Raw genomic sequence first — 26,817 nt, 5'->3', positions numbered from 1 at the left:
TTGGGCTTCATCAATCGCCCCTTGATCCGTCGTTCCTTTCAATGTATCGAACTTATCGTCCGTATACAGATCTTCCACTTTCTTCTTCGCATCGGTTAGATCTTTTTCTGCTTGCCCATCTTCATCTTTTCCTAATTCAATCTTTTTTGTTTTACCAAATTCAATATTGAAATTCTCTGGATTACCACCAATTGATTGAGCTACGTTATACTTATACATAGCTTTCCAAGTAATATTGCCACCTGATTTGCCAATATAACTATTTGTAGGATCGCCTGTCACACTCGTCCAGAGCTTGACCATGCCCGTATCCATACTCATCGCAAGCGAGGTACTTAAATTATTTAATGCTTGTTTTTTCATTGATGACAATACAACATTCTCAGGATTATTAAAATCAATGGTGGTTTGTTTATTTTCCACTTCCAAAGCATGACCTTCTTCTGTAGTTACATAGAGTTTCGCTTGATTATTGATCTGTGCTGGTCCATAAAGCGAGATCATTGGATATGAATCAGTACCAGATCTATTCATTTGTACATCTGCACCAGCATCCACGTTAAATGACTTAAACATTCCAGTGGACGTAACTCCTTTTGCCCCATCAAACTTTACCTTTGCGTTATTTCCAACTGAAAAATCCACATCGCCACCTGTTGCATAAAATATTCCATAACCACTCTGAAGTGTCTTAATTTCCACATCCGCATTTGGTGCGATCTTAAATTGAGGTTCTTTTGAAATCGACCAAATAAGGGCTTTGGCACTATTATGGCTTATTGTAGTTTCACCATCGATTTCCACACTTCCAGTTTGCGCCATCTCATGGGTTGGTGATGAGCCTGACACTGTACTATTATTAATATAAATGTCGTTTGTTCCTTTGAAAATTGCCTTCCCGTAACGGTTAAATATTAGTTGAGGTCCGCTGTAATTTACATTTTCGAATATTTGATCTACATTTTTTGTTCCATCATGTATTGTAATGGGACCATAATAGTTCTTTCCATTAATACTTAAGTTCTTTACATGGACACTGCTTAATATATTACCATTGGCATAAATACCGCCTGTTGACCCTGTTGATCCTGTTTCCGTTATTGTATGGTTATTACCTTCAATTACGATTTCCGTTTTTGCCGGGTGAATTTTAATCGATCCGCTTATATCAATGCTTTGCCCAAGATGGATCGTTGTAATTCCATTATCAGCCTCTAATGCACCCTTCAACTCTTGAAAATTATTGACTACTGCTTCATTTACCATCATTTTTGAGACTGCTTTTCCTGGTAATTGAGTTTCAGTCGTTTGTGTACGGGCTTCTTGAGTTTTCACCTCTGACTCTTGTGAATTAGAACTCTCCTCATTCTTTGGTGTGGATAGTTCTTCTGCAAATCCTGTACTTGGCATTAATAGAGAACTTGCTAAAAGAAATGATGTTGTCATAACGTTAATAGGTTTTAACATTTTACTTTTCTTCATAAATGAAACGCTCCTCTAAATATTGATTTTACTTACAAGATTAATATTACTTTTTTTCGACATGTACCTCGTTCCAATAATGATTCATAAAAAATCATTTTAGGAACCATATTAGGGCATTAAACATCAATTTTAATGTGATAATTTTCATTTATGGTGGTGGATTTAAACGACCCTGCATTTTATAAAAGCATATCTTCCTATCAAAACCACCGTTTAAACACAATAAAACTCAATGTTACTTTTTACTGGCTGCAATCATTATGATCACATAACTAAAAAATGTGATAAGAGAAACCATTGGTTCCCGCTTATCACATTTTCCCTTGAAAGGATTTATCCTATTTGGTTTTTATTTCCATTCCCTGAAGCGTTTCTTCTATTTATCTTGTAACTCATTTTCATAACGTTCCGCCTGCATTATGTGGACATATCATCCAACGTATAAGCGGAGACTTGGTACGCGCCTATAGACCTTTCCCCCGTGATCCTCTACATACCACTTTTACTTTTATTCACCCTTTTTTTCTATGGGCACTTTTAAGAAAGGTTAGTGACGTTATTAAAATAAGGGTGATTTTCAGCGTATTTATCTCTTGTTTATTCAATAAAAGATACATCAAAAATAAGACTAAAAAGGCTTGAATGAAATAGATCCTGTATTTCAATAGGGTGGACCAAGTTTGTGACACCCATAGTAAAAATAAGTTAAATTGCTTCGACATCATCTTTCTCCTTTATCATGATGTTGATATTATCTAGATTCATATTCTGGCATCATTATATACAAATAGGTGAGTGTAGGTTATTTCATAAAATAAAATCATTCGTTCAGAAAAGAAATGCAGTTCATTTTTCATAAATGGAACTTTGTTCAATTTGATTTTTCATTAGATTTTGAAAATGTTGGTGCAGATCAGAGAGCGGCTGATTTTTCTATAGAGGAACTAATTTGGATAAAATTGTATAAGGGTGAAAAGGAAGATTGGGCATCGCAGATAAAATCGAATGGCTTCCGGGGGAACAGACATCCTTCTAATAAAAAAACAGCCTGCCCCCTAGGAACATAGAGAACAGGCCGCCTGAGTGGTTATCCAAGACACAATGTTTTGGAACCGCTCAGAGAATTGGGTCTTCTTTTACAATGGGGTTTTGGGGAAGTGTCCTCACTGCTACATAATTTTATGATATATACAAAATCATATCGTTCCAAAAATGAAATGAGACAAACCATTTTTTATATTGTGCTCCCGTAAGATATCATCAAGCCGGTGTCATGAACGAAAACAATAATTTATATCTTGAATTTATGGACAAATGCTTTTCATCACGTCATTAAATCGTTCGATTAGCTTTGCAAACTAATATTGTCGGAGAAACCACACAAAAAAACGAGTGGGAATAAAAAGAATTCACATGCCAAACGATAATAAGGGACTAAACGAATAAATGGATCGAGCAGTAAAGAAATGATCAATGATTGGCGGGAAGGTGAAAAAAGAGTGAACAAGTGTTACTTTCAGCAGCCATCACACTCTGTGGAACTGAATATTTTATAATTTGATTGATCGATAAATAAAAAAGATTGTAGAGAAAATGACGTTTCCCTACAATCCTGAACAAGCTATCGCGTTTCTTTATGCATACTTCTTACTTTCCTCATCTTTAAAAAAGCTCTTCATTGCGTGGAAAACGTCAGCCTTTTGCTTAAGAATATAGTACCTGAATTTTTCATTATCGATATTCTTATAAGCTGTCATCAATGTCGAATGACGATTGTATTGATTGACTTCCCCATACCCGAACATATTGGAAACCTTCATGAGTTCTTCAACAAGTTTAACGCATCGGACGTTATCTGATGTTAGGTTATCACCATCGGAAAAGTGAAACGGATAGATATTAAACTTCGCGGGGTCATATTTATGATCAATAAGTTCTAATGCTTTGCGGTATACGGACGAACAAATCGTACCGCCGCTTTCCCCTTTTGAAAAGAAATCCTCTTCCGGAACAACTTTCGCTTCTGTATGATGGGCAATGAACTCGATTTCCACCGTTTCATATTTTGTCCGCAAGAAACGGTTCATCCAAAAGAAAAAGCTTCGAGCCATATATTTTTCCCATAACCCCATACTTCCGGAAGTATCCATCATTGCCAGTACAACTGCTTTGGAATCAGGTTTCTGAATCTCATTCCAGGTTTTGAATTTAAAGTCTTCCTTATAAATAGGATGAAAACCTGGTTTTCCCGTTAAGGCGTTCCGTTTGAAAGCCGATATCATCGTTTTCTTTTTATCGATATTTCCCATTAGGCCTGTCTTGCGGATATCGTTGAATTCGATGTGTTCAAGTGTGTGCTCCGCATGTTCTTTCTTCTGAAGATTAGGGAGTTCCAATTGACTGAATAGGGCTTCCTCCAATTCCATCATCGACACTTCGGCTTCATAATAATCCTCACCGGCCTTGTCACCCGCACCTTGGCCCTTACCGGCTCCGGCATCGGACGGTGAGCCATCCCTTGCGACCACATCCCCCACTTTACTGTCTCCATCGCCTTGCCCTACATGTTTGTTTTTATCATAGTTATAACGAATTTTGTATTCATCCAAGGAGCGAATAGGAATCTTGATAACATCCCGGCCATTGGACATTACGATGCTTTCTTCTGAAATTAGATCAGGCAAATTATTCTTGATCGCTTCCTGCACCTTTTCCTGATGACGTTGTTGATCATCATAACCTTTCCGATGGAGGGACCAATTTTCCTGTGAGATAACATACTGTTGATTACTCTCTTCCGACATTCTCTTCCCCCCTTAAAAATGTTTGCACGCTTTTCATCATTCCTTCATATAATAAGTTAGTGTGGGAATGCCCACATTATTCCGGTTTTCCAATGAAAAATACAGTGAGAAAAAACGGATTAAAAGAAAAGTATTACTCTATCTTATGCAGCGATGCAGGATAATTTACAACAAAATTCAATAATGGATGTTTGCCTATGAACTAGACAAGTCCTGACAAGGGCGTTATGGGCCATTTAAGGTTTTTTCTAAATGTTACTGCAAAATAAGTATTTCAAGAAAAAGAACAGACTTGATGATTATCAGGTCTGTTCTTTTTTAAATCAGGTTCTATTTGTCGGATTATAGGATAACTTAAAATACCTTTTTGAACTTAGCGACATAATTGATCTGCAAAACAGAGACTTCCAAGGACATCATTAAAAAGCAATGAAATACAACAAAAAGGGTGTCCCAGTATTTTTTCTGGACACCCCTTTTACACAGATAGAATGATTCTGGTTGTGATTTTCGTCAATCTTCATCTTCCTCTATTTCATGTTGAACTGTACCTGGTCGTTTATCCCACTCTTTCAATTCTTCATTCGTCCTTTGATTTTCCATCTGCTTTCCAAGTTCTTTCATCTCTTCATAGTCCTTAGCCATGGAGCTATTTTCCGGAACATGTTCTTTTTTCAATTCCTCTTTACTCATTTGCCATCACCTCTACTTATTGATACCCAATATTTCCAAACCCAAAACATAACATATCTAATGGAAATGTGGGGTATAGATAAAACATTATGAGCAAATGTAAGGAGGTGCAGGAAATATGCAAACAACTACCCTTTATGTAAAGGAAGCAACGTCAGAAGGCCCGATTTTATATCTGGAGTCCATACTTTTGAAAACGGAAGGTGTGGAACGTGCGATCATCGATGTTGATGATGGGGAAATTAAAATCGATCATAGCGAAGACAAACTATCCCCGAATCAACTTATTACACTTATTGAGCAGTATGGCTTGAATGTAACTAAATAGAAATCAAAAGCACCGGGCTCCCCTCCATTCCGTAGGGCCCGGTGCTTTGTTTGGTTCATTATTTCCAATTCCTTGGCAAAGCACCCTTTAACACCTTCAAAAGGTGCATGATTTCAATGGGAATTCAGAATTTGAAAGGAATCGATTGGATTTCCTCTAATCCAATTTTCAAGCATTCCGCCTTCCGCAAAAGGGGATAAACCCCTGCCCGATATGGGGCAGGGGCAAAAAATTATGGATTACCGATTTAACAAGCTGCCCACATAGCGCAGCAAATCATTGGCTGAAGTCGAATTATACCCGTGCTCGTCGATAAGTCTCGTGATGACCTCGTTCACTTTCTTCAGTTGCCTTTCGTCTGGTGTCTTCGTTGAAGTAGTGATCTTAACGACATCCTTCAAATCCGCGAATAGTTTTTTCTGGATCGCTTCCCGTAAACGATCATGGGAATTATAATCGAATCGCTTCCCTTTACGCGCATATGCAGAAATGCGAATCAGTATTTCTTCTCGGAATGCTTTTTTTGCATTCTCGGATATTCCAATTTGCTCTTCTATCGAGCGCATCAATTTTTCATCAGGGTTGATTTCCTCCCCAGTCAATGGATCGCGCAGTCTTGATTTATTGCAGTATGCTTCGACATTATCAAGATAGTTATCCATGAGGATCTTCGCCGATTCTTCATATGAATAAACAAATGCCTTTTGCACTTCATTTTTTGCAATGGCATCGTATTCTTTACGTGCCAGTGAAATGAAATTCAAATACCTCTCCCGAAGTTCGTTCGTGATGGACGGATGCTGGTCAAGACCTGCCTTTAATGACATAAGTACATCCAATGCATTAATGGACGGATTTTCCTTACGAATGATCGTAGAGGAAATTCGGTTAATCACGTAACGCGGATCGATTCCGCTCATGCCTTCGTCCTGGTATTCTTTTTTCAATTCATTGATGTCTGCGGAATTAAATCCTTCGACATTTTCCCCATCATAAAGCCTCATCTTTTTCACTAAATCGATATCGCCCTTTTTGGGATCCTTCAGGCGGGTCATGATGCTGAAGATTGCCGCCACCCTTAATGTATGCGGGGCTATATGAACATCCGAGACATCACTTTCACGGATCATTTTTTCATAAATCTTTTCTTCCTCGGTAACCTTAAGATTATATGGAATAGGCATGACAATGATACGGGAATGCAATGCTTCATTTTTCTTGTTGGAAATGAACGCTTTATACTCCGTTTCATTCGTATGAGCCACAATGAGTTCATCTGCACTGATCAATGCAAAACGGCCTGCTTTAAAATTCCCCTCTTGTGTCAATGATAGCAAATGCCATAAGAACTTCTCATCACATTTCAGCATCTCCTGGAACTCCATCATCCCGCGGTTCGCCTTGTTCAGCTCGCCATCAAAGCGATAGGCACGCGGATCTGATTCCGATCCGTATTCGGCAATGGTCGAAAAATCGATGCTGCCCGTCAAATCAGCAATATCCTGTGACTTAGGGTCTGAAGGACTGAATGTTCCAATTCCAACACGCTTATCCTCTGAAAGGAAAATACGCTCGACCATCACATCTTCAATTCTGCTTCCATACTCCTGTTCTAACCTCATTACATTCAGCGGTGATAGGTTTCCTTCAATCCGGATTCCATATTCTTCATAAAAATCATTCCGTAAATACTGCGGAATGAGATGCAGTGGATCTTCATGCATCGGGCATCCTTTTATTGCATAAATCGCACCAGAGTCTTTTAATGAATAACTTTCAAGTCCACGCTTCAGTAAAGAAACGAGTGTGGACTTCCCACCTGACACAGGACCCATGAGAAGCAATATCCGCTTACGGACATCGAGCCGCTTTGCCGCCGGATGGAAATATTCTTCGATGAGCCTTTCCAGTGAATCCTCTAGGCCAAATAACTGACCGCTGAAAAAATTGTATTTCTTTGTCCCATTTACTTCCTCTATCCCTGCATCTCTGATCATGTTGTATACACGTGAATGAGCAGATTGAGCAACTAAAGGCGTTTCTTTCAATATTTCTAAGTACTCTGCGAAGGTGCCTTCCCACTTCAGCTTCTGTTCATCTTCTCTAAATTTTTCGATTTTCTTTAAAATATCCATTAAGGAACCTCCCCCTGTCACTTTCAGAGAATACTTAAATCTATGCTCCAAGTCTGACAAACATGTCAGACTTTAAAAAGTGGCCGGGTATTGTTTCGAATCCCCTTGACTCTCCATGCATCGAAAAAGGCTTAATCATTGAGAATTTATGATAAATATGCTGACAAGAAAATTTGTGTGCACTCCTGCTAAAAATTAGGGTATACTAAGCCTATACTTAAGTGGGACAATATGGGTAAAGGGAGGTCATAACATGGGCACAGTTATTATCGTTGGAGTTGCTATTACATTTTTAGCCGCTATCTTCACTGCCGGATATGAAGATAAACCAGGTGTGAAATAAAAAAATAACAGCCTTTTCTTAAATTCCAAAAAGGGGGACAGCAAATTAAATTTGCCGTCCCCCCTTTTTGTGTCCTCATCAATATAAATAGAAAGAAGCACTTTCGAAGTCATTCAACGAATGTAATAGCTTATTGGAGCATGCTAACCAATGTAGTGGATTCATCATTTATACAGCGTTCTTTTTATCAGTTTGAGATGCAATTTTGTTCTCCATCGACCTCAAGTCTTCATTTACTTTTTGTCCTTGTTCCAAATATTCTGTTTGGAATCCACTCTTTATTGCCCAAGTATAAAACCCTAGAGATAAACATGTAATGATGGCCATATCCCAACCAAACGGGATTATGTTTAGTCCACCAAACTTTTCACTGCCTAGGTATGAAATGGTCATCATACAGAGTAAGTAAACAACCATCCAAAGCCCAGCTGAAAAGTTTTGACGGAATCCCTTCCATTTTATTTTTGATTGATAATAGAAATAAATAGGAAGACCAATCATAATGATAAATAATACTTGTCCTGTCAGTGGCCATCTTGCCCAATATAGAACCAAAGAGGCAAAAACAAAGCCAAGTGGTGCAATGATGCTTAATCCTTTTAGACGTAATGGTCTGTACAAATTCTGACCTGTGCGCCTTAATGTCATAACTGTAACTGGACCTGTAATATAAGAGACTAATGTCGCAACCGATATAACCTCTGCCAAAACGCCCCAGCCTCTAAACATGAATAAAAATAAGAAAGATACACCTAGATTCAAAAACATGGCTTGACGAGGGATACCATAAAGTGGATGCAGTTTTCCAAAAACGCTTGGCAAATATTTATTCTTTTCCATTCCATAAAGCATTCGTGACGTTGTCGCCGTGTAAGTTATTCCTGTCCCGGACGGAGAAATAAACGCATCCACATATAGTAAAATAACTAACCAGTTTATGCCTAGAACAATTGCTAAGTCAGCAAACGGTGAATTGAAATTCAAATGTTGCCATCCGTTCACGATCATGGACGGATCCACGGCTCCTATAAACGCAACCTGTAATAAAACGTAGATGACAGTTGCAATTAAAATGGAGCCAATTACGGCAATTGGGATCGAACGTCCAGGATTCTTTGCCTCACCTGCCATATTAATTGGACTTTGAAAACCGTTAAATGCAAAGATGATACCAGAAGTTGCTACAGCTGTAAGTACACTTGCCCAACCATTGGGAGCAATACTTCCTGCAGAGGTAAAATTGGATCCATGAAACCCGGCAAATAAAAGTGACCCAATCGTAAGTCCAGGTATAATAACCTTAAAGACTGTAATAAATGAATTAGCTTTCGAAAACAAACTAACCGTCCAGTAATTTAATAAAAAGTAGACGATCAGTAAGGCAGAGGCAATTGCCAAGCCTCCCCCAGTAAGACTTCCGTTTTCCACTAAACCATGTGTCCACCGTGCCCATTCCCATGGCCATGAGCTCATATATTGAACAGAAGCGATCGCTTCAACTGGAATTACGGAAACGATTGCAATCCAGTTTGCCCAACCTGCAAGAAACCCTAAAAAAGAACCATGAGAGTATTGCGTGTATTTTACCATTCCCCCAGCTTCAGGAAACATAGACCCTAATTCACTGTAAGAAAGTGCTATAAATAAAATAACGACCATCCCGATAATCCAAGAGATAATGGCAGCGGGTCCTGCGATTTGTGCCGCTCTCCAAGCTCCGAATAACCAACCTGAGCCAATAATGGACCCGAGTCCTACCATCGTTAACGAAAATGTTCCCATCTTTCGCTGCAAATTATTCATATGTTCATCACCATGCTTTCCAAAATTATTCCTTTATAATAAGGTTCTTAAAGTAATTGGATTTATGATTTGTGTCAAATACATCCAACTGAATCTTAAAATAATTGCTGCATTACATCACCTCTTGTTAAATATCGCTTTTTTATAAGAACAGATTATCTTGCTTTTAGAAAATACTTAGATCCCATTCCTGTGCCATTTGTTTCAATAACATACTACCTGTTACGCTATTCCCATATTCATCAATGGCTGGTCCGTATATGCCAATGCCACATCCATCTTGAAAAGGCATTCCGCTTCTGGCACTTGGAGGAACTAGTGCCATAATCCCGCCAGATACTCCACTTTTGGCTGGCACCCCAACAAAAGCCGCAAATTTCCCCGAAGCATTGTACATACCACAAGTAAGCATTAATGCTTTGGCCAGCTTAGCCACTTTTTTAGGGAGTACTTGTTCTTTACGAAGAGGATGGTAACCATCTTGTGCAAGAATCAGTCCAAGCAAGGCTATGTCTTCTGTGGTTACTTCGATGGAACATTGCTTGAGGTAAACCTCTAAAGCTTCCTCTACATCCGATTCTAAATAATTCGTCTCTTTTAAATAGTGAGCTAAAGCTCTATTTCTATGGGAAGTTTGCCACTCAGATTGATACACTTCCTCATTGATGGTTGGGCGCTTCCCTAACAAATTTTCAAATAATGCATAGAGAAATTCCAATTTTTTTTGTGAAGAATCCCCTGGGAGAAGCGATGCTATGGTAATCGCCCCTGCATTTATCATAGGATTAAACGGTTTTCCCGGCTTATGCATTTCTAAACGAATAATTGAATTGAAAGCATCCCCAGTTGGTTCCACATCGACCCTCTCTAACACATAAGAAATGCCGCATCCCAAGCATGCGGCTATAAAGCTGAGCACTTTTGAAATACTTTGCAGCGTGAAGGGGACTTCCCAATCCCCTGTCTTGATCATTGTTCCACCAGGCTCCAGTATGCAAATGCCCAATTGCGATAAATGTGCATTTCTCAATGCCGGTATATAATTGGCGATTTGCCCTTCAGCAGCAAAGGATCTGAAATGTGCTACCCATTCATCTAAGTCGGCTTTTCTTTGACTATTAACATGAATGTCAAACTCTTTCGACAATTCTTCAATCACATTCTTCCACCTCTTCAGTTGTTGTATCATTATTTTTTTCAATATGAGCGTCTTTCCGAATGCATCAAGTTTACTTGTAATAGATTCGATGAAAACATAATGAATATTCTAAATATTGTTAAGCGCTTTCAAAAATTTCTATCTACGTTAATTTTAAATTGGGAACTACATAATCATACGAAAACCTACAAAATCAAAAAAAAAAAATCCACAAAAAAAACGTGTTTATTTCACATATTCCGTTACCATTTATTGTGGATAGAAAAAAAGATTGGGTTTGCCATAATTGGTTATAAGCCGTTCTATTCAGAAACAAAGTAAGCGTTGTATTGAGGCCGATGAAATTGTATACTGATTTTTTAAACAAATTGGGAGGTGACGACTTGAATCTCAGTACGTTAATGAAAAAAGAGGTCAATATCCTTGCTTTGATGTTGTTAACAGTGCCGTTAGCAGGCGAATTGAGTTTTTATCCTTTAAATGAAACGTTTCGGGTAAGTTTTGGTCCGCCTGTACTTTTCTTCTTTTTACTATTATTGCAGAAAACACCTGCCATTTTTTCAGGCTTCCTGACAGGAACAATGGTTGTGGTATTTCGTATCCTAAAAGATTTTTTCATACTTGATAGTTTTTCCTGGTCTTCCGCTTTTCAAGTCCATTTTCCAAGTTTCTTTTTTTATTTCACCTACTCCTTTCTTTTTTATTTAGTGAAAATCAATCGCTTTCAAAACCGATCGTTGATTATTGGATTTATTGGTCTTGTTATCGAAATATTGTCTGACTCAATAGAATTAATCTTTCAATATATTGTATTAGAAACAACAATTACGTTAGGTTCACTAAACGAGATGATCATGATCGCATTCGCCCACAGTTTTATCGTTTTAAGCTTTTTTAATATGATGAAACTATATGAAGCACAATCAAGGGAACGGCAAATCAGAAAACAAAATGAACATATGCTGATGCTCATTTCCAATTTATATGAGGAAACGATCCACTTAAAAAAAACGTTAAATAATGCAGAGAATATTACAAAGAAATCGTATGATTTGTATCGAGAATTAAAAGCACTGGAAAATCGGGAAAAGCAACTTCATGTTCCTACAGAACCATTTAGTCAAAAAGCATTGCGCATCGCGGGTGAAATGCATGAAGTCAAGAAAGATAATCAACGAATTTTTGCTGGTCTCTCCAAACTGATTTCCAATGAGAGTTTTAGGGATTATATGAATGCTGCTGAACTTTTTCATTTAATCATCCGAATTAATGAAAAGTATGCCTTATCATTAGGAAAGGATATTCAATTTGAATACTCATTAGATGGAAAAAACGATTCACATTATCATGTATACACCGTATTATCCCTTTTCAATAATTTAGTCGCTAATGCAGTGGAAGCAATTGAAGAAAAGGGAATCGTACGTTTAAGTTTGAGTGAAATTCGCGACAATGTAGAATTCAAGGTTGCTGATACCGGACCTGGAATTCCTCAAAAATATCAGACTGTCATATTCAAACCTGGATTCACTTCAAAATATGATCATTTAGGGACACCTTCAACAGGGATTGGTCTCTCATATGTTAAAGAAGTCGTAAAAGAACTGGGAGGCGATATCCTGTTTGAGAATAGTTTTAACGGTGCCGTTTTTTCAATAAAATTACCCATTCATAAGTTGATCCAGAAAGGATGATTCCATGCGTTTTTTTATAACAGATGATGATTGTGCAATACGTTCAAACTTGAGCCAAATTATTGAGAACGAAGATTTAGGAGAAGTGGTGGAGGAAGCCGAGGATGGAAGTCTATTAGAAGGACATATTTTGAATTTAAAACAAATTGATATACTATTTATTGATTTATTAATGCCCATCCGGGATGGCATTGAGACACTTCGTCATATAAAAAATACATTTAACGGAAAAATAATAATGATTTCGCAGGTTGAATCAAAGGAGCTGATTGGTGAGGCATACTCACTTGGAATCGATTATTATATTACTAAACCAATCAATCGTATTGAAATATTAACAGTCATCCGAAAAGTCATGGAACGCATTCATTTAGAAAGATCGATCACAAATATCCAAGCCTCATTAAACAGTGTATTGAATTTTGAACAGCCAAAAGTTGATAAATCCAATAGTTATAATGAAAAAAGTATAAGAGAGGTGGGTGAATTCCTTTTATCGGAATTAGGGATCGTTGGAGAAAATGGTGCAAAAGATTTAATGGAAATGCTTCAATATTTATTTATGTATGAACGTACTTTTACTTTTGGAAAGCATTTCCCGACCCTTAAAGATATCTTTGTAGAAATCACCAAAAAAAAGCTCGGCACATCAGCTTTGCAGGTTGATATCAATCGGGAAATAAAAGCTGCCGAACAGCGAATACGCAGAACGATTAACCATTCGTTAAATCATTTTGCTTCGCTCGGTTTAACGGATTTTTCAAATCCGAAGTTTGAAAATTACGCTTCTAAATTTTTTGATTTCACAGTCGTTCGCCAAAAGATGAAAGAACTGCAAAATGATTCAACAATAGTTCTTACACCTACCCGGGTAAATACAAAAAAGTTTATTCAAGTATTTTATTTCGAAGCGAAACGATTGAGTCCTGATGAAATAATTAGATATAAATAATCCTGATTTTTAAAAACTACGGAAGCTCTGAAAAAACATAAAATCCCCTGAAAAATTTCAGGGGATTTTTGCAAGATTTTATTTTTTCAACAATAAATACATGAAATAAGGAGCACCAATTAATGCAACCATGATACCTGCAGGGATCCCCTCGGGTTCAATTATATTACGGCCTATTGTATCGGCAAGCAACAATAGCCATCCACCGATTAAAATGGCAACCGGAATGAATAGTTGATTTCGAGGTCCTACCAAAGATTTTGCTATATGCGGGGACATGAGTCCAATGAATGCAATTCCGCCTGTAACAGAAACGGCAGCCGCGGCCAGTGCTACAGCCGTGATTAACAATACGATCCGCTCCTTTTCAATCGATACTCCGACCCCAATTGCTACCGGTTCACTTAAACCAAGCAGATTCAAACGATTTGCTTTATATAAAGTGAATGGAATGAGGATGATTAACCATGGGAGAACTGCCCAAATGAAAGGCCAATCCGTTCCCCATATATTTCCCGCCAACCATTTTGCGATGAAATCGACTTTGGCTCGTTCCGCTGATGAAATGAGGACAATCATCAGGCCTGAAAGCGCCATTGAAAAACCAACCCCGATCAACACTAACCGAACGGGTTCAAGGCCGCTCCTTCTCTTAAATGAGAGGATATATATTAAGCAGGCCGTCAATAACGCGCCGATAAAACCGACAAGCGGAACCATATAAACAAACGATCCAGCGTCAAGCGGGAAAAACAGAAAGAAAGCGGCTATGGCAACACCGGCTCCTGAGTTGATCCCGATGATTCCGGGGTCGGCTAAATCATTACGTGTGATTCCTTGAAGGATGGCTCCCGACAGTGCAAGGGCCATGCCTGCTAAAATGGTAATGATGATTCGTGGTAATCGGATGGAAAATAATATGAATTCCTCTTTAAATGTCCCTTGCCCGAAAAGCGTTGGAATCAGTCGCCCTAAAGAAAGATTCGAATATCCCGAACACGTCCCTATAATGATCGTAATGATAATGAGTGCGGATAGTGCACCTACTATCCATCGCTGTTTTTTGACTAAAGCTGACTGGATCATGAAAATGCTTTACCTCCTTTACGCACGATTAAGAGGAAGAAAGGTAAACCTATCATCGCAACAATCGCTACCACAGGTGTTTCATATGGAGAATTGATTGTACGGCCGATCGTATCGGCAAGTAGCATGAAAGTGGCTCCTAAAATCGCGGACATAGGCAGGATGAATCGATAATCCGTACCCACGAAAGCCCGAACCATATGGGGGACCATTAACCCGATGAATACCATATTTCCAACAAGTGCAACGGCAGCGCCAGCCAGGAGAATGATGACTACGAAGAGAACCGCCTTTATTTGTGTTGTCTTTTGACCTAATCCTACCGCCACTTCTTCACTTAAGCTCAGTATGGTGAGCTGTCTGGAAAAGATAAGGGAGATCAGGATTCCTATTAAAATGAACGGGACGATTACACGAAGCTGGTCCCATGATGTTCCGATATTCCCGCCTGCAGTCCACATCGATACATCTTTTGATACTTTGAAATAAAGGCCGACCCCTTGCGAAACGGCAAAAAGGAATGCAGAGACTGCAGCACCAGCCAATACGATCCGTAAAGGAGAAAATCCTCCCTTTTTCATCGCACCGATCCCGAAAACCATGGTTGCCCCCACAGCGGAACCTATAAAACACGCAATCATGATTCCTAAATTATTGGCATTTGGAATAAATGCCAAAGTAATGGCGAGACCTGCATTGGCTCCTGCCGTCAATCCAAGCAACCCCGGATCAGCAAGTGGATTCCTAGTCATTCCCTGCATGATGGCACCGGAAACGGCAAGTGCTGCACCCACAAAGATTGCCCCCACTTCACGAGGGAAACGGATTTCCCGAATGATTGAAAGCTTTTCACCAGCAGCATTTGATGTCAGTGCTTGCCAGACATCTTTTACGGTAACATCCGCAGCACCAAATGCCATTGAAATAATGAACATGCCTATGAATAGAGCGATCCCTATGATCAGTTTATATATAAATGGGATGAAACGTTGATTTTCATTAGTCATCTGTCTCTCTCATCTCTTTTTTATAGAATAAAAGGAGAGGAATTGGAATCCCTCTCCCTCGCTGTATTATTTTCCAAGAAAACTTTTGGAAAAGAAGTCTAATTGGTATTCTAATGTTATTGGATCATTGAAGTAGAATTTTTTTGCATCAGCTTCATATAGCTGATTGTTTTTAACGGCAGGTATGTTTTTAAACGTATCTGTTTGCTGGAATGAATTGTCCTGATCTTTGTTATTGCTCAAAATCACATAATCACCGGCATAGTCTTTCAGGACTTCTAATGATAAGGCAAAGTAACCATCTTTCAATGCCGTTTCTTTTACCTTTTCAGGCATGCCCAATTTCATTTCTTGATAAAGGATTTCCGTTCCACGGCCCCAATTATCGCCGTATACATAGAACTGTTTGTCAAACTTTTCGAAAACGGAAACGGTAGCATCTTCTCCAATTTTAGCCTTAATTTCATCACCGGTTGTTTTTGCCCGTTTTTTGAAATCATCCACCCATGCTTGAGCTTCTTTTTCTTTATTCAAAAGTTTACCAATTTCTACATGTTGTGTTAAATAGTCCACTTTTCCGTATGTATACGTTACAGTTGGAGCAATTTCCTTTAATTTATCGACATTTTTAATCGTTGATAAACCAATGATTAAATCCGGATTCAACTCGATGATTTTTTCCAGGTTTTCGTCCGTTACTTCCTCGACATTTTTTAACTCTTTAAAGTTCGGATTCATTTTAGACCACGAATCAACCCCTACAAGGTTAACATCCAATGCCATTACGTTACCTGCGAAAGAAGATAGTACTAAAACACGCTGAGGATCTGCCGGAACTTCAACAGGACCATTTTCAGATTGATATGTGATGGTACCTGATTTTTCCTTTTTTGAAGCGGTGCTTTTTTCTTTTTCGGTTGACTCGTTACCACAAGCACTAATAATTAACACTAAGAGCAGTATAAACGGGAACATTACCTTTTTCATTTGTTGTCAAATCTCCTTTTAATAAATTGTATGTGCTGCACATTGGTTTGTTCGTTCGTTGATCTCGGCCGATTACCGCATCAATATGGAATACTTCCTTAAGCACTTCATGAGTGATGACTTCTTCGCAATCACCCGCTTTGACTATTTCCCCGTCCTTTAAGGCAATGATATAGTCGGCAAAGCGAGCAGCTTGGTTTAAATCATGAAGAACCATGACGATTGTACGCCCCTGTTCTACATTCAGCTTCTGTAATAATTCTAGAACCTCCAGTTGATGCGCCATATCCAAATAAGTGGTCGGCTCATCTAGGAAAATGATTTCCGTTTCCTGGGCAAGGGCCATCGCAATCCAAACACGCTGACGCTGACCTCCTGAAAGAGCATCCACCGGACGGAACTTGAAGTCTTTCGTACCGGTCACTTCAAGTGCCCAATCGATCACATCATAGTCTTTTTGGGTCAGGCGCCCAAAGCCTTTTTGATAGGGAAAGCGCCCATATGATACGAGCTCCCCAACCGTCAATCCGCTTGCACTCTCGGGTGTCTGCGGAAGTATGGCCATTTTTCTTGCAAGGATCTTAGTGCTTTCTTTTGAAATATTCACTCCATCTAAAACAACCGAACCTGATTGATTTGGAATGATCCTGGTGATCGCTTTCAAAAGTGTGGATTTTCCACATCCATTCGAACCGATGATCGTTGTGATTTTTTTATCTGGAATTTCCACACTGAGATCTTTTACAATTAAACGTTCACCATAACCAATATTTAAATTCTCTGTATATAGGCGAACCATTTTTCAACCTCCATTTACTGAAAAATAGGTAAGTAAAAACTCAAATGAAAATGATTATCATTATCCATTACCTAATTACTATAATTCTATCTATATATATTGTCAATGGTAATTTCATGGGTATATATGAAGAAATTCTGCCGGGATTTTTTGAGCCGAACCGTATATAAATGAAAACGGTAAAGATCCCGGAAACATTTCCGAGATCTTTACCGCTTGGCCCATACTCAAGACTTTGAAAGATGTCATTTATGGGAAGGCAAGAATATTCCTAATAAGCAATTTCATCTATCAATGTTTCTTAAAACCTTGTTTTTCAACATAATCTTTCATGTATAACCTGCTTTTCTTTCCAAGCATTCCAGCCATTTGCTCGGTCCAGGTGTCTTTTCGTTTACCTTTAGTCCGTTGCTCGTAATAGCTGGAAATCGTTTCATTATACTCTTCAAGTTGTCCGATGAACTCTTGCTTATCCTCCTGATATCCATTTTCATGATAGATATTGGCCAGCGGCAAACGCGGCTTTTTATCCGAACGGTTTTTCGGATATCCGACCACTAGACCGAATAATGGCATAACGCGATGCGGTATATTCAAAATCGCTGACACTTCCGGGAGATTATTGCGGATCCCGCCTATATAGCAAATGCCAAGATCCATTGATTCTGCTGCCAATGCTGCATTTTGAGCCGCAAGAGCAGCATCGATACAAGCAACCATGAATTTCTCTGTACTTTCAATCGATTCGGACAGGTCCGTGTTTTCCATTTCGGAAACCATATCCTGACGATATAAATCGGCACAAAAGACGAATAGGTGTCCATTCTTCTCTACATATGATTGTGGTCCGGCAAGTTCAGCAAGCTTGGCTTTCTTTTCCGGATCGGTTACCCCTATGATTGAATACGCTTGGATATAGCTTGAAGTCGATGCCGCTTGGGCACATTCCACAATCGTATTGATTTGCTCCTCAGACAATAACTTGTCCTCAAAAGAACGAATGGAACGGTGATCTAAAATCTTCTCAATAATGTTATTCAATGCTCCCACCCCTTAAGAATATGTAAAGTAAAGAATCCATCATCGGGGCTCAAATGCCCCCGATGACAGTATGACATTGATGAAACTCAACCTTTTGTTTTTAAATCCAATTCACGGTAATTTTGCTGTCTCAGTGCCTCATAAACCAAGATGGCAGCCGTGTTCGACAGATTAAGGGAACGTACTTTATCCGTCATCGGAATCCGAAGGCACCGATCCATATTCTCTTGGATCAGTTCTTTCGGGAGACCCGTCGTTTCACGGCCAAAAATGAAGTATATTTCACTGTCTTGATCACTGTAATCGAAGCTGGAATGCGGCTGCTCTCCGAATTTCGTTAAGTAATAAAATTCACCGCCGGCATTTCTTTCATAAAACTCTTCTAACGAATCATAATAATGGATCTTTACATTCTCCCAATAATCGAGCCCGGCCCGTTTAAGCTGTTTGTCATCCGTCGAGAAACCGAGCGGGCGGATGAGATGTAAAGACGTATCCGTCCCTGCACATGTTCTTGCTATATTTCCTGTATTTGCTGGAATCTGTGGTTGATATAAAACTACATGTATTGACACTTCATTTTCACCTCTAGTTTGAACTTCACCTTAATTATAGCATTAAACAAAAAAGACTAAAAACCAATCACCCTCCATCCAAAATCACAAAGAATTTATAAACGATGTTCGGTGTATACCTGGTCGAATCCTCATACGTCCAATATCGGTGACGGCTGTTCATCGTATGTGCATTCACAAGCGGCATCCCGTCCTGATCCTTCGCCGTAACAATCAAGTTATGATCAAACCGTCCGTCCCCTTCGAAATCTATGCAGAGGATATCACCCAAATTCAATTCCTGGGCCGACTCCACCTGCTTTGTTCTGATGGCATTCCCGGCTTTTAGCAGATGATATAAGGAATGGGCCGTCGTCCATGTATAACTCCAGCTTTTCCCTCTTATCCACCAGCCTTTATTTTTGTTTGGCGCCCCCCACATCGGTATTCCTCCCGCATGTAAACATTGTGAAATGAAATTCGTACAATCATCAGTGAATTTATGATAAGCCGGATTGAATTCATTCCACCAACGCTCGGCATATTGGACGGCCTTCATCCGATCATATTTATATGCGAGACGGCCTACGCCTGGATCACATTTTGGCGGTGCCTCTTCGGTTTCAAAGCTGGGAAAAAGCTCACGTTCATCCACTATATACCCATTTCGAAACCGGGCCTCCCTTTCTTCCATTTCTTCTTCTATATAAAATGAATCCTCCTGTTTCAATAAATATTGCAGATGCACATGATATGTCAGGACTGTATCATTGTCTTCCTTTTTCTTCGAACTTACCTTGCCTGCCGCATTCACCCGAACAATTTCCGCAGCACGGTTCCTCATCATTTCCTTCTTCAAATGTAACTTCCTTTCACTCCGTTCCAGATCATCGGAAGTATAAAACTCCACTCTTTCTTGTAAAAGGCGTTGCAATTGTTCCCTCAAGTTCATGCCCTCCTTCTTACCATCTATGCTAATGTGTATGTGCGAAGGGGATTAAAATGCACCTGACGATTTCCCCCCGCCTTTTTACGATTTTAAAGGGCAATCCAAACAACCCTCACATTCATAAATTTTAAAGTCACGTGTGAAGCCTTTCCGTATGGGTCGATTACAGTATGGCTTTTTTTATAATTATAATCAAAGTAATATTGGGGAAAATATAAGAATGAATACACAATTTTCTAACCTGATTAGACCAGATTGGAGACGGAAATTTTGAGCTTTATTGAAGTGTTAAGTAGGGTAGTCGCTGCTTTTGTGGTTTTACTATTGATGACTCGAATTATGGGAAAAAAGCAAGTAAGTCAGTTGACTTACTTTAACTATATTACAGGTATCACTATCGGCGCGGTGGCTGCTTCCATCACAATTGATACAAGTATTGATATGGTTGACGCCTTCGTTAGTTTAATCGGTTGGTCCGTACTCACTATTCTTGTAAGCTTTATTAATTTAAAATCTCCAAAAGCTCGTATAATACTTGACGGCGAACCTACAATTGTAATCAAAGATGGAAAAATCCTAGAGAAAGCGTTGAAAGGGGAAAGATTAAACATGGATGACCTTAGCATGCTATTGCGAGAACAAAGCATATTCTCCATGCAAGAGGTAAACTATGCCGTTTTAGAACCAAATGGTCAATTGTCTGTCTTAAAAAAAGTGGATAGCCAGAGTGTTTCCAAAAAGGATATTACTTATGTGAAACCATTATACATACCTACAGAAATTATTGTGGATGGAAAAATCGTTCCTCATAATTTAAGTAAACTGAGTTTAAACCAAAGCTGGTTGGAAACGCAATTACAGCAGTTTGGTGTATGCCTACAAGATGTATTTTATGCTGAAATACAAAGTGATGGCACTTTGTATTTCAGCATAAAAGACAAGATAACCAGTCTCCTCCACGTTAAGAGGAAAAGGGGGAACTCAAGTCATTTAAATTTGGACAGTCATGCTTCTAGAGCTAACGATTTGCTGATTATTAACAGCCCAATAATCTCTCTTTTTAGGTACCCGCAGGTATATATATTTATATATAAACAAATATTTCCACCATAAGGAATAGCGTAGCAACTAGCTATTCCTTATGGCAAGTGTCCGAAAGAAGTGGTGCTGCAGCTCACCTTAAGTATGAATTGGTAGATGCCGTAACAAATATACCCGTATAACAACAATCTTATTACGGGGATGTAAGTTCTGCTGATAATCGATACTGGTTTTATCTTCTGTTCAATAATGTATTTACTATAAAAGACTACTACTTAGTGGTTATAAATTGGGAGCTATCCGGTTAACTTTAGTGGTAATGTCCATAACTAGAAAAAAGAGAAAGAAGCTGTCCCAAAAGTCATTTACGACTTTTGGGACAGCCTCTACATCTTAAATATCATTTTGTTTCCAAGGTAAACTGCAGTCCTTTCTCAATTTCCGCCAGTACCTCTTCATCCGTTTCCTTCATTCTTGCTTCTTCCAGAATGGAAACGGCCTGCTCCCGGCCAATTTTCCCAACTGCCCAAGCCGCCGTTCCCCGGATTACGGGCCTTGGATCTTCCTTCATGACCTGTATCAATTGGGGCAATGCCGTTTCATCTTTGAAGTGGGCCAATGCTAAAATCGCATTTCGTTGGATTGGCTTTTTACCACGCCAAGAGCCAGATACATGGCCGTATTTCTCTTTAAAGTCCCGATTTGAAATCGTAAGCAGTGGTTTCAACAGCGGTTTCGCCAGCTCGGGGTCGGGTTCCATCTCTTCATGGAAATGAAAATCCATTCCTTTGTTTTTCGGACAAACTGTCTGGCATGTATCACACCCATACAAACGATTGCCTATTTTCGTCCTGAACTCATCCGGAAGGAAACCTTTTGTCTGCGTTAAGAATGCAATGCAACGCTTGGAATTTAGCTGCCCGCCCTGAACGAGCGCACCAGTCGGGCAAACATCGACACATTTATTGCATGTCCCGCATTGATCTTCCATCGGTTGATCAGGTTCAAATGGCAGGTTGGTAATCATGTCCCCCAAATATACATAAGACCCGAATTCCGGAGTGATGATCATACTGTTTTTTCCACTCCAGCCAATTCCCGCACGCTCAGCCACTGCCCTATCTGATAATTCACCCGTATCAACCATGGATTTCGTCAATGCCCCTGGCACTTTATCTTTAATGAAATTCTCAAGTAACTGCAATCTATTTCGAAGAACGGTATGATAATCCGTTCCCCAAGAAGCCCTGCAAAAGATCCCGCGTCGCTCACTTTTTGTACTTTGCGGAGCATCCTTCAATTTCGAAGGATAAGCAAGCGCAATCGAAATGATGGATTGCGGTTTATCGAATATCAATTCAGGCCTTACCCTCTTTTCTATATCGGTTTCTTCAAACCCTGACTGATAATCCAGCTCCTGTTGGCGTATCAGCCGACCTTTCAATTCGGTAAAAGCCGTGGCCGATGTAAAGCCGATTTTATCAATGCCGATTTCCTTACTATATAAAATCACTTCTTGCTTGAATGAGTTCATATCCATATTAATCACCTACTTCATTCAGTATTCCCATTGAAGCTTGAATCCATTTCAAACCATTGCTATCTATGATAAACTAATTGCAATCATTTTTGGAGGTGAAACGGTTGGAAATTACCATATCAGCTAATCTAAGCAGTAAAATCCCTGAATTCAAAGTTGGGATCATTACATATGAAAACATCGAAGTAGGTCCCTCCCCGCAAATGGTGAAAGGAAGACTTCAACTATTTCAGGAAGCACTTTTCTTCGACCTTGAAGAAAAGGAATTGACCGACTTTTCCGGCATTAAAGCGTGGCGGGAGATTTTCAAGGCTACAGGAACAAACCCGTCACGGTATCGCCCCTCCGTGGAAGCCCTTTACCGCCGCGTAAAAAAACAGAATTACTTAGCACCCATCCATTCAGCCATCGATTTGAATAACTTCTTCTCACTGTTATATGAAGTTCCGATCGGCATTTATGATGCGGACAAATTATCAGGAGACATCTCGATAAAGATTGGCGAAGGGTCAGATGGTTATAACGGTTTGAACGGCCGCTTGAATTCCATGGAAAATATGATTACATCAGCCGACCATGATGGCGCATTCGGAAGTCCTTACGTTGATTCAGAACGCACGAAAGTCACCGAAGGAACGAAAAAGGCCATCCAAATCATATATTTACAACCCAATACTCCAATCACCGAAGCAAATCAGCTAACGAAATCCTTGATGGACATGTTCCTTGAAATCCACGGTGGTGTAGGGACTTACTCGATTGTAGAAGGATAATTAAAATTGAACGGAAATAAGCCCTTTCCACAATCGGAAGGGGTCTTTTCATGATTTTTCCTAACTTAAATGGATAATTAATAAAACCAGTGCGCGAATATCCTTTTATTCAACCGTTCGGTCATACCTAATTACACAACTTTTTCAGTTTGGACAATAAAAGCACAAACTTATTCAAACTGATTCTACTATCGTAGTTAATCTCTTTGAACAAGTTTGTGCTGCATCGAAATCCCCACTCTCCCAGATGAAGGATCATCAATAAATAGAAAACTACGATTTTCGTTACGGTATGACATCCGGTATTACCGCTTCCATAGAATGTAGTTAATTGGGACAATAAAAAAATCCCACTGTAAACAGTAGAATTCTTGTAATAATATTTAAACGCAAAGCTTCGTTCTCCAGGTAACGAAACCCTACGTTATGAGTATGTATTGGAGCGGGTGAAGGGAATCGAACCCTCATCATCAGCTTGGAAGGCTGAGGTTTTACCACTAAACTACACCCGCATATCCTTGTAGAACTTTGTCGAATCACTAACAAAATTAATTATATAGTTTAATGTGAAAAAATGCAATAGTTCTTTTAAAAAAATTTAATAATTAATGTATTGTAACGTTAATATATTCATTCACTCTAGTAAAGATGTTAAAAGTCCCCTGATTCAGAGAACTTTTTCATCCTATATGATGATTTAAGACCAAATGACTTCCATTAACCGCGGATAAACCTGCTGTGCCGTTTCAAGCAGCATGATTAACTTCCTGAACGCCAGATCCGGTACGATGTCCCTCTCAATGGAGTATGAATACCGAATGGAAATGGTCCCATTTTCTTCATACAGCTTGGAATACCTAAAATTAGCATTATATTCATTCAGCAGTGTATGTACATCCTGTTTCTTTTCAGGATTCTTCAACTCGGCGACATTAAAGCAAAATAAGTCCGCCACATTTTCATCTTGATTGAAAGCAAATACTAAAAGGACCTTCCACCCGTCCTTTAACTTTTGCTCAGCTCTAAAAAAGGTGGTGCCATCTTCATTCAACTCATTCATATAGATTTTCTCACTAGTTAAAAAATCACGAAATTTAGCAACGTTTGACATGGTTCATCACCTTTCTGTTTGTAAGTACATTTTATAATGAAAACAGGCATTTTTACAGACTTTTCTATAATCCTGCCAATTTCATCCTATTAACAGTGGGGCGAATGAGATTCTAATAAGAACTCCCTTATTAAAATCACTAGATTGATTAGCTCGTTGCTTCACCGCTAAACCGAAGTGCTTTTTGAAGATCCAAAATTTCGTGGCGGATTTTTGAGTACCCTTCAATTTCCGGAACCTCTTTATTAGTAAGTGACCGCCCCTTATCTGCAGCGATTGCCATTGTTTCAAAAACATACAGTAATTGAGCAAGTTCACGCTCTGAAAGTACCGACCGATCAGAGAATTTCAAGCTTGCATTTAAATAATATCCCAACTGTTCTATCGAAAATATTACGGGCCAAAGAGATTCCAGTCTAGCCTTGTTTTTGAATATCTCCCCAAGAGCCGCATTGTAGACCGTTAATAGATTCACCATATTGGTTTGCATTTTGTTCCTTTCACTGCTTTCATCGATTGCAAGTTCATTATCATGTCCAGAGAACGCCACCAACAGAAATTGCCCCTGGCTTCGAATTGTTTTGGCCATCAAATGATTGAGAAGGCTTGAGGCCGATTGACTGCCGATTAACAGCGATCCAAGAAGACCTATCATGCTCCCAACGACGATATCTGTTATTCTTACGGTCGCAAAAAAACTAAAATCATAGCTTTGAGTTGAATATTCCGCCATGATTAAAGCTGAAGGGGTAAAAAACATCGCCGCCAATCCATAATTCCGTACGATGAAAAGCTCTGTAATGATTGTCAAACACAAAATGATCAGAACGATAATGAACTCGTTATGAACGGATGCAAGAATTAAGCTTGCTAATAGGAGTCCGATGATTGTCCCGAAGGTCCTTTGTACCGCACGATGAAATGTGGCAACGATGGTCGCACCTGACATAACGGCTGCACAGGATAAGGGAATCCAGTACGAACGGTTAAAATCAGCGGAATAGGCGATGATGGCGGCAATGGTAAGGATTGTTCCATATCGAATGGAAGAGAGAAAGACAATCGAGTTCTTATCGAACGCCCCAAGAAAAATCGTTTTTAAAGAAGGCTTTGAGATTGAAGCTTCTTGGTGGATTTTACTAACCGGTTCATTCATGATGGCATCTGCATTGTAAATTTCAACGAATAGCTTTTCAACCTCTAGTTCCATTTGGTCCGGCTGAAGAATCTTTGATTCATTTTTAATTTTAGATGCAATGGAGTCGGCCAAGGCACGTACCGATTGTCCTAATTCTGGCGGTAGCACAACCTTTTTGTGCAAGGATAGTTCCAATGCTTCCAGGAAAATGACATTCGCCTGGTCATTCAATAGAAACAACCGCTTTAACATGTCTGAGCTTCGCCTGTTTGAAAACCCGGCTAACAATGTATCTTCCGCTTGTTTCATCGCCAATACCGTTCTTTGTCTTGCTGCATTGAATCTCCCGGTGCCTAGCGAATCAAAGAATGCACCCAATTCTCTGTACACCTTTTCCACCGCAAGCTTTTCTGGTCCATGAGGATTGAAAAACCAGCCTAACATACAAATTATCCAAGACAGTGCCCCACCCAATAAAACAAGACCTCCACGCAACGGCGCAAGCGTCTGATCAATGGGCATACCTGTCGCTAGCGCAAAACTCAAGACAAAGAAAACCGCCGAAGGACCGGTAATCTTTAATGCACCAAAAATAAAAAAAACACTTGCCCCGATGATCCCCATCATTATGGCTGTTCCCAATTGGTATGGAGCCAAAAGTGTCCCTAATACAACAGATAAAGCAAGACCCACCATCACAAAGAAAATCTTTTTAGCTCTTTGGTGATACGGTTGGTTAAATACGTATAAATAAGTGAACCCGCCTATTCCTGCCAGTAAACCGTACGCTAAATTGCCGAATAATAAGCCAATGAAAACAGGTAAGGCAGCCGCTACCCCTGCACTTAAAGCTTTTATCCAAGGAAATGGATTCTTTTTTAATTCAAAAGCCTGTTTAAATGTCGTATGTATTACATCCAACTTCAGAGGTTTTGAAGATGTCCCTTGCTTATTTTTACTCATTTCAATTTTCCCTTTCATTAAATGATTACCTAGGTAACTATTCTTTTAACTTTATCATAACATTATGCTGAGAGTTATGTTTATAGAGACCCTTTTTTAATATCCTTCATATGGAACAAAAGATACGGTAAAGGGTAAGTAATTCTTGAATGCCTTTGTTTTTCACCTACTTTTCGTATGCTTTCCACACGTATCGAAGTCCTTGACTTTCAAGAAGGAACATCACTGTCATGACTTCAACAGATATGTAGACAAACACGGCCTTTCATGTGTGGTGACTAGTATCGAAATTATTGATGATATATATAACTATCTTATCTCGGATGTTTTTCATAGCGACAAATTGTCCGAAAACGACATTGATCCCAACATATGAAAATCCAGAGAATTCTTTGTATATTTTATTCCTAAGGTTGATTATCTTTCATGAAG

At 39.2% G+C, this 26,817-nt stretch carries 21 protein-coding genes and 1 tRNA gene; 5 read left to right on the top strand and 17 right to left on the bottom strand.

The genetic code is table 11. The annotated features are described in order from the left end of the window. From FNK51_RS14560 to FNK51_RS14550, 3 genes are all read right to left on the bottom strand, one after another. The coding region (locus tag FNK51_RS14560) for a pectate lyase-like adhesive domain-containing protein (protein ID WP_141993808.1) at positions 1-1,482 on the bottom strand (1,482 nt) is incomplete at its 3' end. A gap of 1,637 nt (positions 1,483-3,119) precedes the next feature. Next, positions 3,120-4,289: a sporulation protein YhbH gene (yhbH, locus tag FNK51_RS14555; RefSeq protein ID WP_098370935.1), complete on the bottom strand. Its 1,170-nt coding sequence runs from the start codon at positions 4,287-4,289 to the stop codon at positions 3,120-3,122. 513 nt (positions 4,290-4,802) lie between these two features. Then, positions 4,803-4,982, bottom strand: a complete 180-nt coding sequence (locus FNK51_RS14550) for a hypothetical protein (protein WP_098370934.1) — start codon at positions 4,980-4,982, stop codon at positions 4,803-4,805. A gap of 118 nt (positions 4,983-5,100) precedes the next feature. On the opposite strand from FNK51_RS14550, the gene FNK51_RS14545 reads away from it, so the two are divergent. Next, a complete protein-coding gene (locus FNK51_RS14545; RefSeq protein WP_141993807.1) occupies positions 5,101-5,310 on the top strand; it encodes a hypothetical protein in 210 nt (69 codons plus the stop codon). A gap of 239 nt (positions 5,311-5,549) precedes the next feature. Here the strand turns inward: FNK51_RS14545 and FNK51_RS14540 are convergent, their stop codons facing one another. The 3 genes from FNK51_RS14540 to FNK51_RS14530 form a co-directional block, all read right to left on the bottom strand. Next, positions 5,550-7,445: a PrkA family serine protein kinase gene (locus tag FNK51_RS14540; RefSeq protein ID WP_141993806.1), complete on the bottom strand. Its 1,896-nt coding sequence runs from the start codon at positions 7,443-7,445 to the stop codon at positions 5,550-5,552. A gap of 511 nt (positions 7,446-7,956) precedes the next feature. Beyond that, positions 7,957-9,591: a glutamate/serine transporter AimA gene (locus FNK51_RS14535; protein ID WP_141993805.1), complete on the bottom strand. Its 1,635-nt coding sequence runs from the start codon at positions 9,589-9,591 to the stop codon at positions 7,957-7,959. A 166-nt stretch (positions 9,592-9,757) separates the two neighbouring features. After that, positions 9,758-10,747: a glutaminase gene (locus FNK51_RS14530; RefSeq protein ID WP_286178721.1), complete on the bottom strand. Its 990-nt coding sequence runs from the start codon at positions 10,745-10,747 to the stop codon at positions 9,758-9,760. A gap of 434 nt (positions 10,748-11,181) precedes the next feature. Between FNK51_RS14530 and FNK51_RS14525 the strand changes: the two genes are divergently transcribed. Beyond that, positions 11,182-12,444, top strand: coding sequence for a sensor histidine kinase (locus FNK51_RS14525; RefSeq protein WP_141993817.1), 1,263 nt, complete (start codon positions 11,182-11,184; stop codon positions 12,442-12,444). A gap of 4 nt (positions 12,445-12,448) precedes the next feature. Next, the gene (locus FNK51_RS14520) at positions 12,449-13,396 is read left to right on the top strand and encodes a response regulator (protein WP_098370929.1); all 948 of its coding nucleotides are present in this window, start codon (positions 12,449-12,451) and stop codon (positions 13,394-13,396) included. Between the two features lie 78 nt (positions 13,397-13,474). Here FNK51_RS14520 and FNK51_RS14515 read toward each other — a convergent pair whose 3' ends face one another. The 7 genes from FNK51_RS14515 to FNK51_RS14485 form a co-directional block, all read right to left on the bottom strand. After that, complete coding sequence (locus FNK51_RS14515; RefSeq protein WP_141993804.1) at positions 13,475-14,482, bottom strand: FecCD family ABC transporter permease; 1,008 nt, start codon at positions 14,480-14,482, stop codon at positions 13,475-13,477. Continuing rightward, positions 14,479-15,489 (bottom strand): FecCD family ABC transporter permease, encoded by a 1,011-nt coding sequence (locus FNK51_RS14510; protein WP_141993803.1) that lies wholly within the window; start codon positions 15,487-15,489, stop codon positions 14,479-14,481. Before FNK51_RS14510 ends, FNK51_RS14515 begins: the two co-directional genes overlap by 4 nt. 66 nt (positions 15,490-15,555) lie before the next feature. After that, positions 15,556-16,476 carry an iron-hydroxamate ABC transporter substrate-binding protein gene (locus FNK51_RS14505; RefSeq protein WP_141993802.1) on the bottom strand — a complete coding sequence of 307 codons (921 nt, stop codon included), beginning with the start codon at positions 16,474-16,476 and terminating at the stop codon, positions 15,556-15,558. After that, on the bottom strand, positions 16,427-17,275 hold the full coding sequence (locus FNK51_RS14500; protein ID WP_141993801.1) for an ABC transporter ATP-binding protein: 849 nt from the start codon (positions 17,273-17,275) through the stop codon (positions 16,427-16,429). Before FNK51_RS14500 ends, FNK51_RS14505 begins: the two co-directional genes overlap by 50 nt. A gap of 291 nt (positions 17,276-17,566) precedes the next feature. Beyond that, positions 17,567-18,316: an oxygen-insensitive NADPH nitroreductase gene (nfsA, locus tag FNK51_RS14495; protein WP_141993800.1), complete on the bottom strand. Its 750-nt coding sequence runs from the start codon at positions 18,314-18,316 to the stop codon at positions 17,567-17,569. Positions 18,317-18,402: 86 nt separating this feature from the next. After that, positions 18,403-18,891 (bottom strand): tRNA (uridine(34)/cytosine(34)/5-carboxymethylaminomethyluridine(34)-2'-O)-methyltransferase TrmL, encoded by a 489-nt coding sequence (gene trmL / locus FNK51_RS14490; protein WP_098370923.1) that lies wholly within the window; start codon positions 18,889-18,891, stop codon positions 18,403-18,405. Between the two features lie 67 nt (positions 18,892-18,958). Next, entirely contained in the window at positions 18,959-19,816 is an 858-nt protein-coding gene (locus FNK51_RS14485; protein ID WP_141993799.1) for an amidase domain-containing protein, read from the bottom strand. A 273-nt stretch (positions 19,817-20,089) separates the two neighbouring features. Here FNK51_RS14485 and FNK51_RS14480 point away from each other — a divergent pair, with 273 nt between their 5' ends. Beyond that, complete coding sequence (locus tag FNK51_RS14480) at positions 20,090-20,932, top strand: DUF421 domain-containing protein (protein WP_353617868.1); 843 nt, start codon at positions 20,090-20,092, stop codon at positions 20,930-20,932. Between the two features lie 328 nt (positions 20,933-21,260). On the opposite strand, the gene queG is transcribed toward FNK51_RS14480, so the two are convergent. Further along, positions 21,261-22,400 (bottom strand): tRNA epoxyqueuosine(34) reductase QueG, encoded by a 1,140-nt coding sequence (queG, locus tag FNK51_RS14475; protein ID WP_141993798.1) that lies wholly within the window; start codon positions 22,398-22,400, stop codon positions 21,261-21,263. 104 nt (positions 22,401-22,504) lie between these two features. On the opposite strand from queG, the gene FNK51_RS14470 reads away from it, so the two are divergent. Beyond that, entirely contained in the window at positions 22,505-23,173 is a 669-nt protein-coding gene (locus FNK51_RS14470) for a B3/B4 domain-containing protein (RefSeq protein WP_141993797.1), read from the top strand. A 438-nt stretch (positions 23,174-23,611) separates the two neighbouring features. On the opposite strand, the gene FNK51_RS14465 is transcribed toward FNK51_RS14470, so the two are convergent. The 3 genes from FNK51_RS14465 to FNK51_RS14455 form a co-directional block, all read right to left on the bottom strand. After that, positions 23,612-23,685 (bottom strand) — tRNA-Gly (locus FNK51_RS14465). Between the two features lie 185 nt (positions 23,686-23,870). Then, positions 23,871-24,284 carry a YbjN domain-containing protein gene (locus FNK51_RS14460; RefSeq protein ID WP_141993796.1) on the bottom strand — a complete coding sequence of 138 codons (414 nt, stop codon included), beginning with the start codon at positions 24,282-24,284 and terminating at the stop codon, positions 23,871-23,873. Positions 24,285-24,432: 148 nt separating this feature from the next. Beyond that, complete coding sequence (locus FNK51_RS14455; protein WP_141993795.1) at positions 24,433-26,385, bottom strand: FUSC family protein; 1,953 nt, start codon at positions 26,383-26,385, stop codon at positions 24,433-24,435. Positions 26,386-26,817 lie beyond the last annotated feature (432 nt).

The sequence above is a fragment of the Bacillus sp. B4EP4a genome (genome assembly GCF_006680105.1).
In the GTDB taxonomy this organism is placed as follows: domain Bacteria; phylum Bacillota; class Bacilli; order Bacillales; family DSM-1321; genus Peribacillus; species Peribacillus simplex_E.
This window is presented reverse-complemented; position numbering and strand designations above follow the sequence as displayed.

What these genes read in the sequence shown, in the direction of transcription:
- FNK51_RS14455 (WP_141993795.1), bottom strand. Translation starts at nt 26,385, where the DNA reads ATGAGTAAAAATAAGCAAGGGACATCTTCAAAACCTCTGAAGTTGGAT.
- FNK51_RS14535 (WP_141993805.1), bottom strand. Translation starts at nt 9,591, where the DNA reads ATGAATAATTTGCAGCGAAAGATGGGAACATTTTCGTTAACGATGGTA.
- FNK51_RS14525 (WP_141993817.1), top strand. Translation starts at nt 11,182, where the DNA reads ATGTTGTTAACAGTGCCGTTAGCAGGCGAATTGAGTTTTTATCCTTTA.
- FNK51_RS14545 (WP_141993807.1), top strand. Translation starts at nt 5,101, where the DNA reads ATGCAAACAACTACCCTTTATGTAAAGGAAGCAACGTCAGAAGGCCCG.
- FNK51_RS14520 (WP_098370929.1), top strand. Translation starts at nt 12,449, where the DNA reads ATGCGTTTTTTTATAACAGATGATGATTGTGCAATACGTTCAAACTTG.
- FNK51_RS14460 (WP_141993796.1), bottom strand. Translation starts at nt 24,284, where the DNA reads ATGTCAAACGTTGCTAAATTTCGTGATTTTTTAACTAGTGAGAAAATC.
- queG (WP_141993798.1), bottom strand. Translation starts at nt 22,400, where the DNA reads ATGGATATGAACTCATTCAAGCAAGAAGTGATTTTATATAGTAAGGAA.
- FNK51_RS14515 (WP_141993804.1), bottom strand. Translation starts at nt 14,482, where the DNA reads ATGATCCAGTCAGCTTTAGTCAAAAAACAGCGATGGATAGTAGGTGCA.
- FNK51_RS14550 (WP_098370934.1), bottom strand. Translation starts at nt 4,982, where the DNA reads ATGAGTAAAGAGGAATTGAAAAAAGAACATGTTCCGGAAAATAGCTCC.
- FNK51_RS14505 (WP_141993802.1), bottom strand. Translation starts at nt 16,476, where the DNA reads ATGAAAAAGGTAATGTTCCCGTTTATACTGCTCTTAGTGTTAATTATT.
- yhbH (WP_098370935.1), bottom strand. Translation starts at nt 4,289, where the DNA reads ATGTCGGAAGAGAGTAATCAACAGTATGTTATCTCACAGGAAAATTGG.
- FNK51_RS14540 (WP_141993806.1), bottom strand. Translation starts at nt 7,445, where the DNA reads ATGGATATTTTAAAGAAAATCGAAAAATTTAGAGAAGATGAACAGAAG.
- FNK51_RS14500 (WP_141993801.1), bottom strand. Translation starts at nt 17,275, where the DNA reads ATGGTTCGCCTATATACAGAGAATTTAAATATTGGTTATGGTGAACGT.
- FNK51_RS14510 (WP_141993803.1), bottom strand. Translation starts at nt 15,489, where the DNA reads ATGACTAATGAAAATCAACGTTTCATCCCATTTATATATAAACTGATC.